Raw genomic sequence first — 14794 nt, 5'->3', positions numbered from 1 at the left:
GATGAATCGCAAGGCCCAAGCCTGCACCTGTCTGTTGTTGCTTGCAGGTGTCCCTGCGAATGCAGCGTTCGCCCAGTCCACCACGCCGCCGTTGCAGACGCCGGCGCAGCGCACCGACCAGTACTACCAGGATCGCCAGGCGCCGCCCGTGCCCACCCGTACGGACAATCCCTTGCCGACGGACACCCCGGCGAACAAGTCGGGCGTGCGCAGCGACGCGCGCTTCGAACTTACCGCCGTGCAGTTCAATCAGTCGGCCTTCATCGATGAAGGCTCACTGGCGGCCGTGGCACAGCCCTACATTGGCAAGTCCGTCGGCGCCGTCGAACTCAACGCCATCGTCGACGGGGTGAATGCGCTGTATACCCAGCGCAACATCACCACGGCACGGGCGGTGCTCAGCCGCCAGCCGGTGGTGGGTGGCGTGGTGCATGTGGACATGGTGGAAGGCCATCTGGGCAAGCTCACCATCGAAGGCAACAAGCGTACCCACGAGGACTTCGTGCGCCGGCGCATCCGTACCCAGCCCGGCGACCTGCTCGACGCCAATGTCCTACGAGACGACATGGTGTACATCAACCGCACCAGCAACCTCACCCTGGCTGCGTTGATGCAGGCGGGTACCGAGCGCGGGCAGACGGACGTGATCGTGGATGTCGCCGAACCCAAGACCTACAGCTTCGATGCCTTCGTCGACAATGCGGGTGTGGACACCAGCGGCAACACCCGCCTGGGCCTGGCCGGGCATATGGACGGCCTGTTCGGGGTGAGCGATCGGCTGGACGTGAACATCGCCAAGTCGCGCGGTGGCACCGATGGACAGCTGGCGTATTCGGCCATCGTCACGCCCAGTGACGGCCGGCTTGGCGTGAGTTATTCGCGCAGTCAGATCGATATCGTTACCGGCGCGTTCCGCGACCTGGACATCACCGGCCATTCGTCGGTGATGTCGCTGGACTGGACCCAGCCCTTCATCGCCACCCAGCGCTGGCTGTTGGAAGGTACAGCCTCGTTGCTGAAGTCGAAGTCCGATACCTCGATTTCAGGCACGGCGGTGTCCGATACCACCACCAATGGCGTGTCGGTCGGCGTGAGCCTCAACCACCGTGTCGAAGGCCGCGAGTGGACCTTCGTGCAGCAGATCAATCATCTCAATGCCGACCAGCCGATTTCTGGCAGTGGCTCGTTCCTCACGGCCACCGGCAGTTTTGACGGTGTGCAGCGGCTGGGCGGTGCGTTTGCCCTGCGGCTGGATGCAGGCTGGCAGTTCACCTCGAAAGACGCGTTGCCTTCCTCGTCGCTGTTCCAGCTGGGAGGCGTCGGCAGCGTGCGCGGTTACGACCGCGGCATCGTGGCCGGCACCAAGGGTTATTACTTGGATCTTGAAATCCACCATCCGCTCGGCCCCACCGATGCCTACGTGTTCGCCGACCATGGCGCGGTGTACCAGGCCTTCCCCAAGGATCGCCAGATCACCGGCGCCGGCCTCGGGGTGGTGTGGAATTACCGCAAGTGGTTGAGCTTCAACGTCGATGCCGCGCACGCCTTCACCAAGGTCATCCCCGACCAGGACAGCTGGCGCGCGGATTTCCGCGTGGCCGTGCACTTCTAGCCACGCCTTTACTCGGCGGGAGGCTCCCACAGTTCAACGGGGTTGCCTTCCGGATCGTGGATGCGGGCGAAGCGTCCGGTCTCGGGGGAATTCCATTCGTCCTTGGTGATCGCCTCGATCCCGGCTTCGCGAAGGGTGGCGACCAGGGCGTCCAGTTCGGTCACGCGCAGGTTCAGGATGTAGTGCTTGTCCGCGGCGAAGTAGTCGGTGTCGTGCTTGAAGGGCTCGATGAAGGTGGTGCCGGCCTGCTGCTGCCAGCCCGACCAGCCTTCACCGATGACGCCCAGGTGTTGGGCGTACCAGGCGCGAAGGCCCTTGGGGTCTTTCGACCGGAAGAAGAAACCGCCGATTCCCGTGACTGGCATAGCTCGTCTCCGTGTTGAATGGTTAACCGGCCGCGTCGGCGATGTCGCCGGTTTCAAGGATGGGTTTGGAAAATCCCCGCGCCGCCACGTTCACCATTGCCCGGCCGACGCGCTCGGTGTCGAGGATGGTGCGGGGGTAGGCGCGGCGCAACAGGCCGACGACCGGCGCCAGCACGATGTAGAGCGCGTTATACAGCGGTGTCTTCGTCTTCGCCCCGTTGAGCGCCTGGATCACGCCCGGGCGAAACATGAAAGCCCTGCCGGGGAAAAGACGCAGCAACGCATTCTCGGTGCGACCCTTCACCCGCGCCCACATCGACTTGCCCTCTTCGGTGCTGTCGGTGCTGGCGCCGGAGACGTATTCAAAGCGCATGCCGGGGTTGAGCCGGTCCAGGACGGTCGCCACCGACATGGTCAGGTCATAGGTGAGATGCGTGTAGGTATCTTCCTTCATCCGGAAGGACGATACCCCGAGCACGAACAGGCAGGCATCCACGCCGCCAAGCCGACTGGCCACGGGCGACAGGTCGAACATGTCGCCGTGGATGATTTCCTTGAACTTGTCATGGACCACGCCGGTGCTCGAACGCACCACGGCGCGGACGGAGGTGACTTCCGGCGACAGCAGGCATTCGCGAAGCACGCCCTGTCCGACCATGCCGGTGGCGCCGAAAATCAGGATGTTCATCCGACGGACTCCGGGAAGGCGGGGATCAGACCGGAAGTGTAGTCCGTGGATTCACTCACCGCCTTCCAGGCGGCGCCGGTCTTCGCACGCAGGGCATCGACTTCACCGGCGTTACGACTGGCGTCGCTGCCCAGCAGCAAGTGCAGCGGCGGGGTGGGGTGGTCGGCCAGGCGATGGATGACTTCCGCGACGCGGGCCGGGTCGCCCGTTTCGTTGCCGACGTATTGCGCCAGCATGTCGTTCAGCGCGCCCACCGACGCCTGGTAGTCGGGCATCACCGGCTGGCGGTTGCCGCGCGCCCGCTGGCCCCAACCGGTACGCATGCCACCGGGCTCCAGCGTGGTGATGCGGATGCCCAGCGGCTCAAGCTCGCGCGCCAGCACTTCGGTGAAGCCACCCACGGCCCATTTCGCCGACTGGTAGGCCGACAACCCCGGCGTGCCCATGCGACCGCCGACAGAGGACACCTGCATGATGAAGCCGGACCGCTGCTTGCGCATGACCGGCAGCACCGCGCGCGTCACTTCCACCACGCCGAAGAAATTGGTCTCCATCTGCGAACGGAACTCAGCAGGGTCCATCTGCTCGAAGGGCACCACTTCGCCATAACCGGCGTTGTTCACCAGCACGTCGATGCGGCCGAAGCGCGCCACGGCGGCGTCCACCGCGGCCTTGATCGAGGCGGCATCGGTAACGTCCACGCGGGTAGCGAGGAGGGCGTCGCCGTGGGCCTTTGCGAGGTCATCCAGGGTGGTGGCATCGCGCGCCGTGGCGACGACGGTCTCGCCATGCGCCAAAAGGTTTTCGACGATGTCACGGCCCAGGCCGCGGGATGCGCCGGTAACGAACCAGATCTTGCTCATATAGACTGACTCCAGTGGATATTGAGTGTTTGGACACTCATTTATGAAAAGAAAGAAAACGGAAGTTTCAGTGGCCGGAAGCAACCAGCCAGAAAGCGCGGAAACCTGCTTCAGCGTATTCAGAGGCCTTGTCCGGATAGGCCGCCACGAACTCGATCGTGGTGTCGGCCAGCGACGTCATGATCGCCCCGACGAACCGCTCGCCCTGGACCGCCATGGGACCGGCGGCGGTGACTTCACGCAGGGCCATGGTGATGGCATTGAACGCGGCCGAACCCGTGGCCCGCGTCTCCGGCGTGATCCGGTCCGACAAGGTGAGCTTGGCCATCACCTTCCGCTCCTGCGGATGCTCCAAGCCCCAGGCCACATAGCCCGACCAGGCGTGGCGCGCCCGTTCCTCCAGGCTTGCCGTGTCCGGATAACCGCCAAGCATGGCCATCCGAAGGCCATCCTTCAGCTCAAGGTAAAGCTCATTCAGCAACACATCCTTGCTGGCGAAGTAGGTAAACAGCGTACCCTCGGCCACCCCGGCCTCCCTGGCAATCCGCGCCGTCGGCGCCGACAGGCCAAGCTCGCCCATGACGCGCGAGGCGGCAGCAAGGATGGCATTACGCTTGTCGGTACTACGGGGGCGAGCCATGAGCGGGCTACTTAAGTGAGTGTGTACTCAATCATATAGGCGCTCTTCCACAAATACAAGGCCCGCCCCAACCCCACTAGGGGTCAGAGTCATTGTCGGAAAGCCGCCGCGCGCCATGGGCCACTGATAATGACTCTGACCCCTAGTGGGGTTGGAGCGGGTTGATTGGGCGGGCTGAAAGCTATCTAATGCGCGTAAACGTTTACGCCCGTGCCGCCCAAGGGGAGCATGGCCAAGCGCGCCCCGTGCCGGCGCGCCATTTTTTTGCAGGTCCGTCCGCCGAATGAAAAGCCCCGCCGAGATCGATGCCCTCATCGCTTCCATGACCATCGATGAGAAGGTCGGCCAGCTGGGGTGCTTCGCCGATGCGCTGCGTCCGTTCGCACCGGATGTGAATCCGGAAGCCAACGCCCGCGACGCCGCCCAGGTGCTCGAGCAGATCCGCGCCGGCAAAGTGGGCGCGCTATTCAATGGCGTCGGCGCCGCGGCGGGCCGCGAGTCGCAGCGCGTGGCGGTGGAAGAGAGCCGGCTGGGCATCCCGCTGCTGTTCGGCGCGGACGTGATCCACGGCATGCGTACGGTTTTCCCGATTCCGCTTGGCGAAGCCGCCAGCTTCGAACCGGCACTGGCCGAACGCACGGCCCGCGCCGCGGCGGTGGAAGCGACGGCGGCGGGTATCCACTGGACCTATGCGCCCGCAGTGGACATTGCCCGTGACCAGCGCTGGGGCCGCGTGGCCGAAGGCGCGGGCGAAGATGTCTACCTTGGCTCACGCTTCGCCGAGGCACGCGTGCGCGGCTTCCAGGGCACCGACCTCACCGCCGCCGATAGCCTGTTGTCCACGCCCAAGCATTTCGTCGCCTACGGTGCGGTGCAGGCCGGCATGGACTACAACAGCGTGGACATCTCGCAGCAGACGTTGCACGAAGTACACCTGCCGCCGTTCAAGGCGGCCTTCGATGCCGGCGCCATCACCACCATGAGCGCCTTCAACGACATCAATGGCGTGCCGGCTTCGGCCAACCGCGAAATCCTGACCGACCTGCTGCGCGGCGAGTGGGCCTTCCCCGGGCTGGTGGTGTCGGACTACACCGCCGACATGGAACTGATCGCCCACGGCTTTGCCGCTGACGCGCGCCATGCCACGAAGCTCGCCTTCACCGCCGGCGTAGACATGAGCATGCAGAGCGGCTTCTACGCCGATCACCTGCCCGACCTCGTGGCCACCGGCGAGGTGCCCGAGGTGATGCTCGACGATTCGGTTCGCCGCGTACTGAACATCAAGAACACCGTCGGATTGTTCGACGATCCCTACCGTTCGCTCGACGCCGCTCGCGAAGCCGCCGATATCACGCGCGATGAACACGCCGCCCTTGCCCGCGATGCCGCGCGCCGATCGATCGTGATGCTGAAGAACGAAGGCGATGTGCTGCCGCTGAAGAAGTCCGGCCAACGCATCGCGTTGATTGGGCCTTTTGCCAGCGACCGCCTGAACCTGGAAGGCTGCTGGACCTTGTTCGGCGATGACGCGCGCCACGTCACGCTGGAAGACGGCCTGCGCCAGGCCATGGACGACGCAAGCGGCCTGAGCGTGGAACCGGGCTGCGATTTCGAAACGGAACTGCCCGGTGGCTTTGCCGCGGCCATCGCCGCCGCCGAGGCCGCCGACGTGGTGCTGCTGGCCATCGGCGAACCGCAGGTGTATTCCGGCGAAGCGCAGTCGCGCACGCAGATCGTGGTGCCGGCGGTGCAGCAGGCGCTGGCCGAAGCCATCGCAAGCATCGGCAAGCCAGTGGTGGTGCTGTTGCGCAATGGCCGCGCGCTGGCGCTGCAGGGCGCCGTGCGCGATGCCCAGGCCATCCTTGTGACCTGGTTCCTGGGCAGCCAGACGGGGCCCGGCGTGGCCGATGTGGTCTTCGGTGATTATTCGCCTTCCGCACGCCTGCCGGTGAGCTTCCCGCAGGATTCCGGCCAGCAGCCGTACTACTACAACCACCGCCGCACGGGCCGTCCCGAGCTCGCCGGTCAACCGTACGCTTTTAAATCCCGCTGGCGTGAATTCACCAACGAGGCGCTGTACCCGTTCGGCCATGGCTTGGGGTATACGCGCTTCGCCTATGCCCAACCCGCCCTCGGCAGCACGCGCGTGGGCTGGAACGAGGTGCTTACCATCCGTTGCAAGGTGAGCAACCTCGGCGAGCGCGATGCGGAAGAAACCGTGCAGCTATATATCCACGACAAGGTGGCCAGCCGCGTGCGTCCGGTGCGCGAGCTGAAGGGATTTGCGAAGGTCACCATCCCGGCAGGTTCCACGCGGGAAGTGGAGTTCGCCCTCACCCGCCACGACCTGGCCTTTGCCGGCGCCGACGCGCGGCCGGTGACCGAACCGGGCGTCTTCCAGGTGTGGGTGTCCCCTTCGGCCACCACCGGCGAACCGGTGGAATTCGAACTGCTCCCAGCCTGACACGACGAGTTTCTTACATGCGTCGCGCTAGCGTGTGCCGGTGCATGTAACCGAAGGAAGCCCCGCGTGACACAGAACCCGCATCGCATCGTCATCGTCGGTGGTGGCGCCGGCGGGATTGAACTGGCCACGCGCCTGGGCCGGAAACTCGGCAAGCCGGGCGTGGCCGCGGTGACGCTGGTGGATGCCGAACTCACCCATGTATGGAAGCCGCTGCTGCATGAAGTGGCGGCAGGGTCCCTCGACGCCGCGCATGAAGAACTCAACTACATGGCGCAGGCGACGTGGAACGGATTCGAGTACGAATACGGCCGCATGGACGGCCTGGACCGCGCCAACAAGCAACTGCGCCTGGCCCCGCAGATAGATATGGATGGCGTGCAACTGATGCCGGCGCGTGTGTTGCCCTACGACACGCTGGTGCTGGCGGTAGGCAGCACGGGCAACGACTTCGGCACACCCGGCGTACGCGAGCATGCCATCTACCTCGATACCCGCGAACAGGCTGAAGCCCTGCGCCGTCGCCTGCGCGATCGCTTCATCGCCGCGCACTCGCGCAACGATGGCGTCCCGGTACGGGTGGCCGTGGTGGGCGCCGGCGCCACGGGCGTTGAGCTCTCTGCGGAACTGCGCGATGCAGCCAACCTTTATTCGCACTACTCAGGCGACGCTGAGAAAGTATCTCTGGAGATCACCCTGCTCGAAGCCGGCACGCGCGTGCTGCCGGCGTTGCCCGAGCGCATCGGACACGCAGTGACCACGCGGCTGCGCGAGGAATTCGGCGTCCAGGTGCATACCGCATGCCCCGTGCGCCGGGTGGAAGCCGGCGCCGTCTACGCGGGCGACGACCAGCGCTTTCCCGTAGACCTCGTGGTCTGGGCCGCGGGGATTCGCGCACCGGCCTTCCTGCGCGAACTCGATGGCCTTGAAACCAACCGCGCCGACCAGCTGGTGGTGGATGCCACCATGGCCACCACGCGCGATCCATCGGTGTTCGCCTTCGGCGACTGCGCGGCGTGCCCGCTGGGCGACGGACGCAGTGGCATCGTGCCGGCGCGGGCGCAAGCGGCCCATCAGCAAGCCAGCGTGCTTGCCGCGAACTTCATCCGCCGTGTCGAAGGCAAGCCCATGAAGCCCTTCGTCTATGTCGATCACGGATCACTGGTGTCGCTGGCCTCCCATGACGCCGTCGGCGACCTCTTCGGTGGCCGCATGGTGGAAGGCAAACTCGCCCGCGTGGTCTACATTTCGCTTTACCGCATGCACCAGGTGGCGCTGTTCGGCTGGATGAAAACCGGCCTGCTGATGCTGGGCAGCCTGCTTACGCGGGGAACGCGTCCGCTGCTCAAGCTGCACTGACGCGACAGCTTGCCGCAGCGTGCCGGCAGCGCAAAACGCCGCACCCGCGCGCGGGGTGGCGGCCCGGGCGTATGCTGGCCGCATCGCACAAAGGGGTTGTGATCATGTCGTGCATCCTCGTTGAAGCTGCCCTGGGATCACCGCGGCCATGATCGTCGCCAACGATGCCCTGACCCTGGCGCGGCTGCAGTTCGCCTTCACCGTCTCCTTCCACATCATCTTTCCGGCCATCAGCATCGGGCTTGCAAGCTACCTGGCCGTGCTCGAGGGCCTGTGGCTGCGCACCGGCAAAACGGTTTACCGCGAGCTCTTCAATTTCTGGTCGAAGATATTCGCCGTCGGTTTCGGCATGGGCGTGGTATCGGGCGTGGTGATGAGCTACGAGTTCGGCGCCAACTGGGCCGGCTTCTCGCGCGTGGCGGGCAGCGTTACCGGGCCCTTGCTTGCCTACGAAGTACTTACCGCGTTTTTCCTCGAAGCGGGATTTCTCGGCATCATGCTGTTCGGCTGGAACCGCGTGGGCCCGAAGTTGCATTTCCTGGCTACCTTGATGGTTGCCGTGGGCACGCTGATCTCCATGTTCTGGATACTGTCGTCCAACAGCTGGATGCAGACGCCGCAGGGTTTCGACATCGTCGACGGCAGGATCGTCCCGGTGGACTGGTTTGCGATCGTCTTCAATCCCTCGTTCCCGTACCGCCTGGCGCACATGGCGTTGGCCGCATTCATCGTCTCGGCCACGCTGGTGGCGGCTTGCGGTGCGTGGCACCTGCTGCGCGGCCGGCGCGATCCCGGGGTAAAGAAATCTTTCTCGATGGCGATGTGGATGATCCTGGTGACGGTGCCGGTCCAGATTGCCGTGGGCGACGCGCACGGCCTGAACACGCTCAAGTACCAGCCGGCCAAGATCGCGGCGATGGAAGGCCTGTGGGAAACGGAGAAGGGCGGTACCTCGCTCAACCTGGTCGGCTGGCCGGACATGAAGAACGAGCGCACCGATTACACGGTGAAGGTTCCGCACCTGGGCAGTTTGATCCTCACGCATAGCTGGGACGGCGAGATCAGGGGCCTGAAGGAATTCGCGCCCGAAGATCGCCCGAACTCCACCATCGTGTTCTGGAGCTTCCGGATCATGGTGGGCATGGGCCTTTTGATGTTGCTGCTGGGCGTGTGTGGCCTGGTGCTGCGGCGCAAGCAGTGGCTCTACGAATCGCGATGGTTGCAGCACTTCGCCCTGGCGATGGGGCCCTCGGGCCTGGTGGCGTTGCTTGCCGGCTGGATCACCACGGAAGCGGGCCGCCAGCCCTGGGTGGTCTACGGCGTGATGCGCACGGCCGATGCATCGTCGGCGCTGTCGGCGGAGCAGGTGGGCACCTCGCTGATGATCTTCGTCATCGTCTACTTCCTGGTATTCGGCACCGGCATTTACTACATGCTCAAGCTGATGGGCAAGGGTCCGTCGCTGGAGCACGACGGCGACGGCGATAGTCGCGGCGATACCGGCAAGGGCAGCGCGCGTTACGACCATCGGCCGATGTCCCGTCCCACCGACCCCATCGACGAGTAGACGGCCATGCATATCGACCTTCCCATGGTGTGGGCCGCGATCATCGGCCTTGGTGTGTTCCTCTATATCCTGCTCGACGGCTTCGACCTGGGGATCGGGCTGCTGTTTCCCTTCTTCAACCAGGAAGGCGAGCGGCAGGTGATGCTCAACACGGTCGCCCCGGTGTGGGACGGCAACGAAACCTGGATGGTATTGGGTGGCGCGTGCCTGTTCGCCGCGTTTCCGGTGGCCTACAGCAGCCTGCTGCCGGCGGTGTACCTGCCGCTGGTGGCAATGTTGTGCGGACTGATATTCCGCGGCGTGGCGTTCGAGATCCGCGCCAAGGCCCATCGCACGCAGCACCTGTGGGACTTGGCCTTCATGCTGGGCTCGGCCACTGCCACCTTCTGCCAGGGATTGATCCTGGGCACCTTGCTGCGCGGCATCGATATCGTCGATGGAAAATACGTGGGCGGCCCCTATGGCTGGTTGTCGCCCTTCGGCCTGTTCTGTGGGCTGGGCCTGCTGGTTACCTATGCCACCACCGGCTGCGCGTGGCTGGTAATGAAGACCGATGGCGAACTGCAACGCCGCATGCGGCTGATGCTCAAGCCGCTGGCGCTGACCCTGCTGGCGATCATCGGCGTGGTAAGCCTGTGGACGGTGCTAAGCCATTCGTATATCGCCGACCGCTGGTTCAGCGGCGCGCACTTCCTCTACTTCGCGCCCGTGCCGATCCTGGTACTTGCCTGCGTGGCCGGGATCATCCGTGGGGCGAACAGCGCGCACGAGTGGCGGCCGTTCCTGCTGACGCAGGCCATCATCTTCCTGGGCTATAGCGGTCTGTTGATCAGCATCTATCCGAACATCATCCCGCCCTCCCTTACCATCTGGCAGGCGTCCTCGCCGCATTCCAGCCAGGTATTCACCCTGGTGGGCGTGTTGATCATCCTGCCGATCATCCTTGCCTATACGGCGCTTTCGTACTGGGTGTTCCGCGGCAAGGTGCGTCACGGTGACGAGGGTTACCACTGATGGACGCGCAGGCTACCAAACAATCAGCGTGGAAGCGGCTGGGCTGGTTCGTGTTGCTGTACGCCGGCGGCGTGCTGGCGGTGGGCATCGTGGCGTTGATTTTCCGGGTGCTGGTGTTGAACGCGGTGCGCTAGACTTCGGGTTTGCGCTTTTGCAACGGAGCATCAAGCCCATGAAATCCCGCGCCGCCGTGGCCTTCGAGGCCGGCAAACCGCTTTCCATCGAAGAGATCGACGTCCAAGGTCCCAAGGCCGGTGAAGTACTGGTGCGCATCGTCGCCACCGGCGTGTGCCATACCGATGCCTTCACCTTGTCCGGCGCCGATCCGGAAGGCGCCTTCCCGGTGATCCTGGGCCACGAGGGCGGCGGCATCGTCGAGGAAATCGGCGAGGGCGTCACCAGCCTCAAGGTGGGCGACCATGTGATTCCGCTGTACACGCCCGAGTGCGGCGAGTGCAAATTCTGTCTGTCGGGAAAAACCAACCTCTGCCAGAAGATCCGCGCCACGCAGGGCCGCGGCGTGATGCCGGACGGCACATCCCGCTTCTCGCTCAACGGCAAGTCGCTGCTGCACTACATGGGCACCAGCACCTTCAGCGAATACACCGTGCTGCCGGAGATCTCGCTGGCGAAGATCAACAAGGACGCACCGCTGGACAAGGTGTGCCTGCTCGGCTGTGGCGTTACCACGGGCATCGGTGCGGTACTGAACACCGCCAAGGTGGAGCCGGGCGCGTCGGTGGCCATCTTTGGTTTAGGCGGCATCGGGCTTTCGGTGGTGCAAGGCGCGGTGATGGCCAAGGCCGGGCGCATCGTGGTGGTGGACGTGAACCCCGAGAAGTTCGCCATGGCGCGCATGCTCGGCGCCACCGATTGCATCAACCCCAAGGACTATCCCGACACGCCCATCCAGCAGGTGATCGTGGATCTCACCGATGGTGGCGTGGATTATTCCTTCGAATGCGTGGGCAATGTAAACCTGATGCGCGCGGCGCTGGAGTGCTGCCACAAGGGTTGGGGCGAGTCGGTGATCATCGGTGTGGCCGGCGCGGGCCAGGAGATCAGCACCCGCCCGTTCCAGCTGGTGACCGGACGCGTGTGGCGCGGTTCGGCCTTCGGCGGGGTGAAGGGCCGCTCGCAGCTACCGGGTTATGTCGACCGCTACATGGGTGGCGAGATCAAGATCGATCCATTCGTCACGCACACCATGGGCCTGGAAGACATCAATCACGCTTTCGACCTGATGCACGAAGGCAAGAGCATCCGCTCGGTGATTATTTACTGACGTTGGCAGCAGGGGTCGCACGCGACTCCTGCTTGGCCGCAATCGCTGCCTTGATCGCCGGGATCGCCGCCAACGCAGCACGCTCGCCTTCCAGGATGGCCATATTCTTCGCATCGAAATCGGTGGGCCCGATCTGGCCCACCTTCGGCCGGATCACCACGTCGGCGCGCGCGAGTTCCTGTTCGCCGAGCTTCTGGCCCATGATGGTGATCGACTGCCCGACCACGCCCATCATGCCTTCCGGCCGCGTAGGGCTGGCCTTGGCCGAGATATCCACCGCGATCACGATGTCGGCGCCAAGCTGCCGGGCGGCGTCCACCGGCACCGGGCTCACCACGCCGCCATCGACGTAGGGCACGCCGTTGATGTCGGTGGGCTGGAACACGCCCGGGATGGAGCTGGACGCGCGCACCGCCTGGCCGGTGTTGCCGCTGACGAACACGGCGCGGTCGCCGGTCTGCAGGTTGGTCGCCACGGCCGCGAAGGGAATGCGCAAGCCCTGGATCGGGCGCTGGTTGACCAGCGTGTTGACATAGTCTTGCAGCAGTTCACCCTTCACCAGGCCGCCGCCAAAGAAGCCGACATCGCGGATCTTCGCTTCATCCAGCGAGAAGGCCTGCTCCTGCAGGGTGAAGGCATCCATGCCGCTGGCGTACAGCGCGCCGACCACGCTCCCGGCGCTGGTGCCGGCCACCACATCCGGATGGATGCCGCTGGCCTCGAGCATCTTGATCACGCCGATATGGGCGAAGCCCTTGGCGGCGCCGCCACCCAGTGCCAGGCCGATGCGAATCTTCGCGGGTGTGGGCGGGGGAGCGACGGGCTTGACGTCGGCTTGGCCAAAGCAGCCGGCCAGCAGCAAGCTGGCCAGGAGGGGCAGGGTACGCAGGGTTTTCATCGGATGGGGAATCAGGCGCGGCTGTCGTCGGATTCGAGGTGGTAACGGGTGACCACGTCGATCTCGTCCTTGGAGCCTAAGAACACCGGCACGCGCTGGTGCAGGCCGGTGGGCTGCAGGCCCATGATGCGTTCGCGTCCGGTGGTGGCCGCGCCGCCGGCCTGTTCCACGATGAAGGCCATGGGGTTGGCTTCGTACATCAGGCGCAGTTTGCCGCCCTGCTCGCGGATGCGGGCGTCCAACGGGTAGATGAACACGCCGCCGCGGGTAACGATGCGGTGCACATCGGCCACCATCGAGGCCACCCAGCGCATGTTGAAATCGCGCCCGCGCGGTCCGGTGGAGCCGGCCTGCAGTTCGCCGATATAGCGCTGCATGGGGGCTTCCCAATGCCGCTGGTTGGCCATGTTCACGGCAAACTCGGACGTTTGCGCGGGGATGGTCATGCCGCGGCGGCTGAGCACGAAGCTGCCGTGCTCGCGGTCGAGGGTGAACTCGTGCACGCCGTGGCCAAAGGTCAGCACCAGCAGCGTGCTGGGGCCGTACACCACGTAGCCGGCGGCTACCTGTTCGGTTCCCTTCTGCAGGAAATGCTCGGCAAGAACCTCGTCGATGTCGTCGGGGCAGCGCAGCACCGAGAAGATCGTCCCCACCGATACGTTGACATCGATATTGGACGAACCATCCAGCGGATCGAACAACAGCAGGTGGTGGCCCTTGGGGTAGGCGTCGGGGATGGGCTGCGGATCGTCCATTTCCTCCGAGGCGCAGGCCGCCAGGTGGCCACCCCAGGCATTGGCTTCGAGCAGGATCTCGTTGGAGATCACGTCGAGCTTCTTCTGCGCCTCGCCCTGGATGTTGTCGGTGCCGGCGTTGCCCAGCACGCCCCCCAGGGCTCCCTTGGCCACGGCCACCGAGATGCGCTTGCAGGCGCGGGCGACCACCTCGATCAGCAGGCTTAGCTCGCTATTGATGTGACCGGCGCGCTTTTCCTCGATGAGGAACTGGATCAGGGAGATGGACTTCATGGGGGGCCTTATGTATGTCCGCGCCATTGTCTCCTGCTGACAAGACGCTGTCAGCAGGGGGCGCGCAGCATGAGTTACCCGCCATAACGGAAGTACGCCATGAACCGCATCATGCGCCTCATCGTCGCCTCTTATGCGCCCCTCCTGGGCCGCATGACCGTGGTTGACCCCGTGTTGCCGCCCTTGGCGCCCGAGGCCGCCCGCGGCCACAAGAAGAAGGCTGGCAAGAACCGCCGGTCAGCACCCCGCCTGGTCGTTCCGCACTAGCCGCCCGCAGGCCGCCGGGCGATCATCGGGGCATGCGTCGTGCCGACCGTCTTTTCCTCATCATCCACAGCCTCCGTGGCCGCCGCACGGCCATGCCCGCGCGGCGGCTGGCCGAGACGCTGGAAGTATCGCTGCGCACGATCTACCGCGACGTGGCGGACCTGCAGCTCTCCGGCGTGCCGATCGAGGGCGAGGCGGGCGTCGGCTACATGCTGCGCAAGGGCGCGGACATCCCGCCGCTGATGTTCACCGAGGCCGAACTTGAAGCTCTGGTGGTGGGCACGCGCTTTGCCCGCGCCTTCGCCGGATCCCGCCTGGCCGATGGCGCATCGGCGGCGCTGGCCAAGATCGAGGCCGTGCTGCCGCCGGACCTGCGCGAACGTGCCGCCGGTACGCGTATCTATGCACCCTTCTACAAGGACGACGAGCGCGAGGCCCACCGCCATCTTATCGACCTGCTGCACGGGGCGATCGGCGGGCGCCAGGTGATTGCCTTCGACTACTCGGACAAGGAAGGCCGTCCCTCGCACCGGGCATTCGAACCGCTATGCCTTTCGTTCTGGGGTTGCGCCTGGACGCTGGGCGGCTGGTGCCGGCTGCGCGAATCCTTTCGCAATTTCCGTCCCGACCGCATGTCCGGGGTGGTGCTGACGGGCGAGCTGTTCACGCCGGCACCCGGGCGCGATGTGGCCGCCTATACCGATGCCATGCGCGGGCAGTTCGGCGGGATGGATTAGCCATGCG

General features: G+C 65.1%; 15 protein-coding genes. 9 read left to right on the top strand and 6 right to left on the bottom strand.

Features of this window, described 5'->3' with window-relative positions; all coding sequences use genetic code 11:
* The first annotated feature begins 1 nt into the window (after position 1).
* Positions 2 to 1612 carry a ShlB/FhaC/HecB family hemolysin secretion/activation protein gene (locus tag NDK18_RS14410; protein WP_250628163.1) on the top strand — a complete coding sequence of 537 codons (1611 nt, stop codon included), beginning with the start codon at positions 2 to 4 and terminating at the stop codon, positions 1610 to 1612.
* 8 nt (positions 1613 to 1620) lie between these two features.
* Here the strand turns inward: NDK18_RS14410 and NDK18_RS14405 are convergent, their stop codons facing one another.
* The 4 genes from NDK18_RS14405 to NDK18_RS14390 form a co-directional block, all read right to left on the bottom strand.
* Entirely contained in the window at positions 1621 to 1977 is a 357-nt protein-coding gene (locus NDK18_RS14405; protein ID WP_250628162.1) for a VOC family protein, read from the bottom strand.
* 22 nt (positions 1978 to 1999) lie between these two features.
* On the bottom strand, positions 2000 to 2665 hold the full coding sequence (locus tag NDK18_RS14400) for a Rossmann-fold NAD(P)-binding domain-containing protein (protein WP_250626108.1): 666 nt from the start codon (positions 2663 to 2665) through the stop codon (positions 2000 to 2002).
* Complete coding sequence (locus NDK18_RS14395; RefSeq protein WP_250628161.1) at positions 2662 to 3528, bottom strand: SDR family NAD(P)-dependent oxidoreductase; 867 nt, start codon at positions 3526 to 3528, stop codon at positions 2662 to 2664. The genes NDK18_RS14400 and NDK18_RS14395 overlap by 4 nt, the downstream gene beginning before the upstream one ends.
* 67 nt (positions 3529 to 3595) lie before the next feature.
* Entirely contained in the window at positions 3596 to 4168 is a 573-nt protein-coding gene (locus NDK18_RS14390) for a TetR/AcrR family transcriptional regulator (RefSeq protein ID WP_250626106.1), read from the bottom strand.
* 283 nt (positions 4169 to 4451) lie between these two features.
* Between NDK18_RS14390 and NDK18_RS14385 the strand changes: the two genes are divergently transcribed.
* The 6 genes from NDK18_RS14385 (at position 4452) to NDK18_RS14360 (ending at position 11857) form a co-directional block, all read left to right on the top strand.
* Entirely contained in the window at positions 4452 to 6632 is a 2181-nt protein-coding gene (locus tag NDK18_RS14385) for a glycoside hydrolase family 3 N-terminal domain-containing protein (RefSeq protein WP_250626105.1), read from the top strand.
* Positions 6633 to 6698: 66 nt separating this feature from the next.
* Positions 6699 to 7991 carry an NAD(P)/FAD-dependent oxidoreductase gene (locus NDK18_RS14380; RefSeq protein ID WP_250628160.1) on the top strand — a complete coding sequence of 431 codons (1293 nt, stop codon included), beginning with the start codon at positions 6699 to 6701 and terminating at the stop codon, positions 7989 to 7991.
* A gap of 148 nt (positions 7992 to 8139) precedes the next feature.
* A complete protein-coding gene (locus NDK18_RS14375; protein ID WP_284692154.1) occupies positions 8140 to 9558 on the top strand; it encodes a cytochrome ubiquinol oxidase subunit I in 1419 nt (472 codons plus the stop codon).
* A gap of 6 nt (positions 9559 to 9564) precedes the next feature.
* Positions 9565 to 10572 (top strand): cytochrome d ubiquinol oxidase subunit II, encoded by a 1008-nt coding sequence (cydB, locus tag NDK18_RS14370; protein WP_250626103.1) that lies wholly within the window; start codon positions 9565 to 9567, stop codon positions 10570 to 10572.
* Positions 10572 to 10706 carry a DUF2474 family protein gene (locus NDK18_RS14365; protein ID WP_250628159.1) on the top strand — a complete coding sequence of 45 codons (135 nt, stop codon included), beginning with the start codon at positions 10572 to 10574 and terminating at the stop codon, positions 10704 to 10706. Before cydB ends, NDK18_RS14365 begins: the two co-directional genes overlap by 1 nt.
* A 38-nt stretch (positions 10707 to 10744) precedes the next feature.
* Positions 10745 to 11857: an S-(hydroxymethyl)glutathione dehydrogenase/class III alcohol dehydrogenase gene (locus NDK18_RS14360; protein ID WP_250628158.1), complete on the top strand. Its 1113-nt coding sequence runs from the start codon at positions 10745 to 10747 to the stop codon at positions 11855 to 11857.
* Here the strand turns inward: NDK18_RS14360 and NDK18_RS14355 are convergent.
* Positions 11847 to 12755 (bottom strand): patatin-like phospholipase family protein, encoded by a 909-nt coding sequence (locus tag NDK18_RS14355; RefSeq protein ID WP_250626100.1) that lies wholly within the window; start codon positions 12753 to 12755, stop codon positions 11847 to 11849. The genes NDK18_RS14360 and NDK18_RS14355 overlap by 11 nt on opposite strands.
* 11 nt (positions 12756 to 12766) lie before the next feature.
* On the bottom strand, positions 12767 to 13783 hold the full coding sequence (locus NDK18_RS14350) for a class 1 fructose-bisphosphatase (RefSeq protein WP_250626099.1): 1017 nt from the start codon (positions 13781 to 13783) through the stop codon (positions 12767 to 12769).
* Positions 13784 to 13882: 99 nt separating this feature from the next.
* On the opposite strand from NDK18_RS14350, the gene NDK18_RS14345 reads away from it, so the two are divergent.
* Positions 13883 to 14050 carry a hypothetical protein gene (locus NDK18_RS14345; RefSeq protein ID WP_250626098.1) on the top strand — a complete coding sequence of 56 codons (168 nt, stop codon included), beginning with the start codon at positions 13883 to 13885 and terminating at the stop codon, positions 14048 to 14050.
* Positions 14051 to 14082: 32 nt separating this feature from the next.
* Positions 14083 to 14787, top strand: a complete 705-nt coding sequence (locus tag NDK18_RS14340) for a helix-turn-helix transcriptional regulator (protein ID WP_250628157.1) — start codon at positions 14083 to 14085, stop codon at positions 14785 to 14787.
* Positions 14788 to 14794: the final 7 nt, after the last annotated feature.

The organism is Pinirhizobacter soli (genome assembly GCF_015905305.1).
Lineage (GTDB): Bacteria > Pseudomonadota > Gammaproteobacteria > Xanthomonadales > Rhodanobacteraceae > Pinirhizobacter > Pinirhizobacter soli.
The sequence above is the reverse complement of the archived record's forward strand: the minus strand, read 5'-3'. Positions and strand labels throughout refer to the sequence as shown.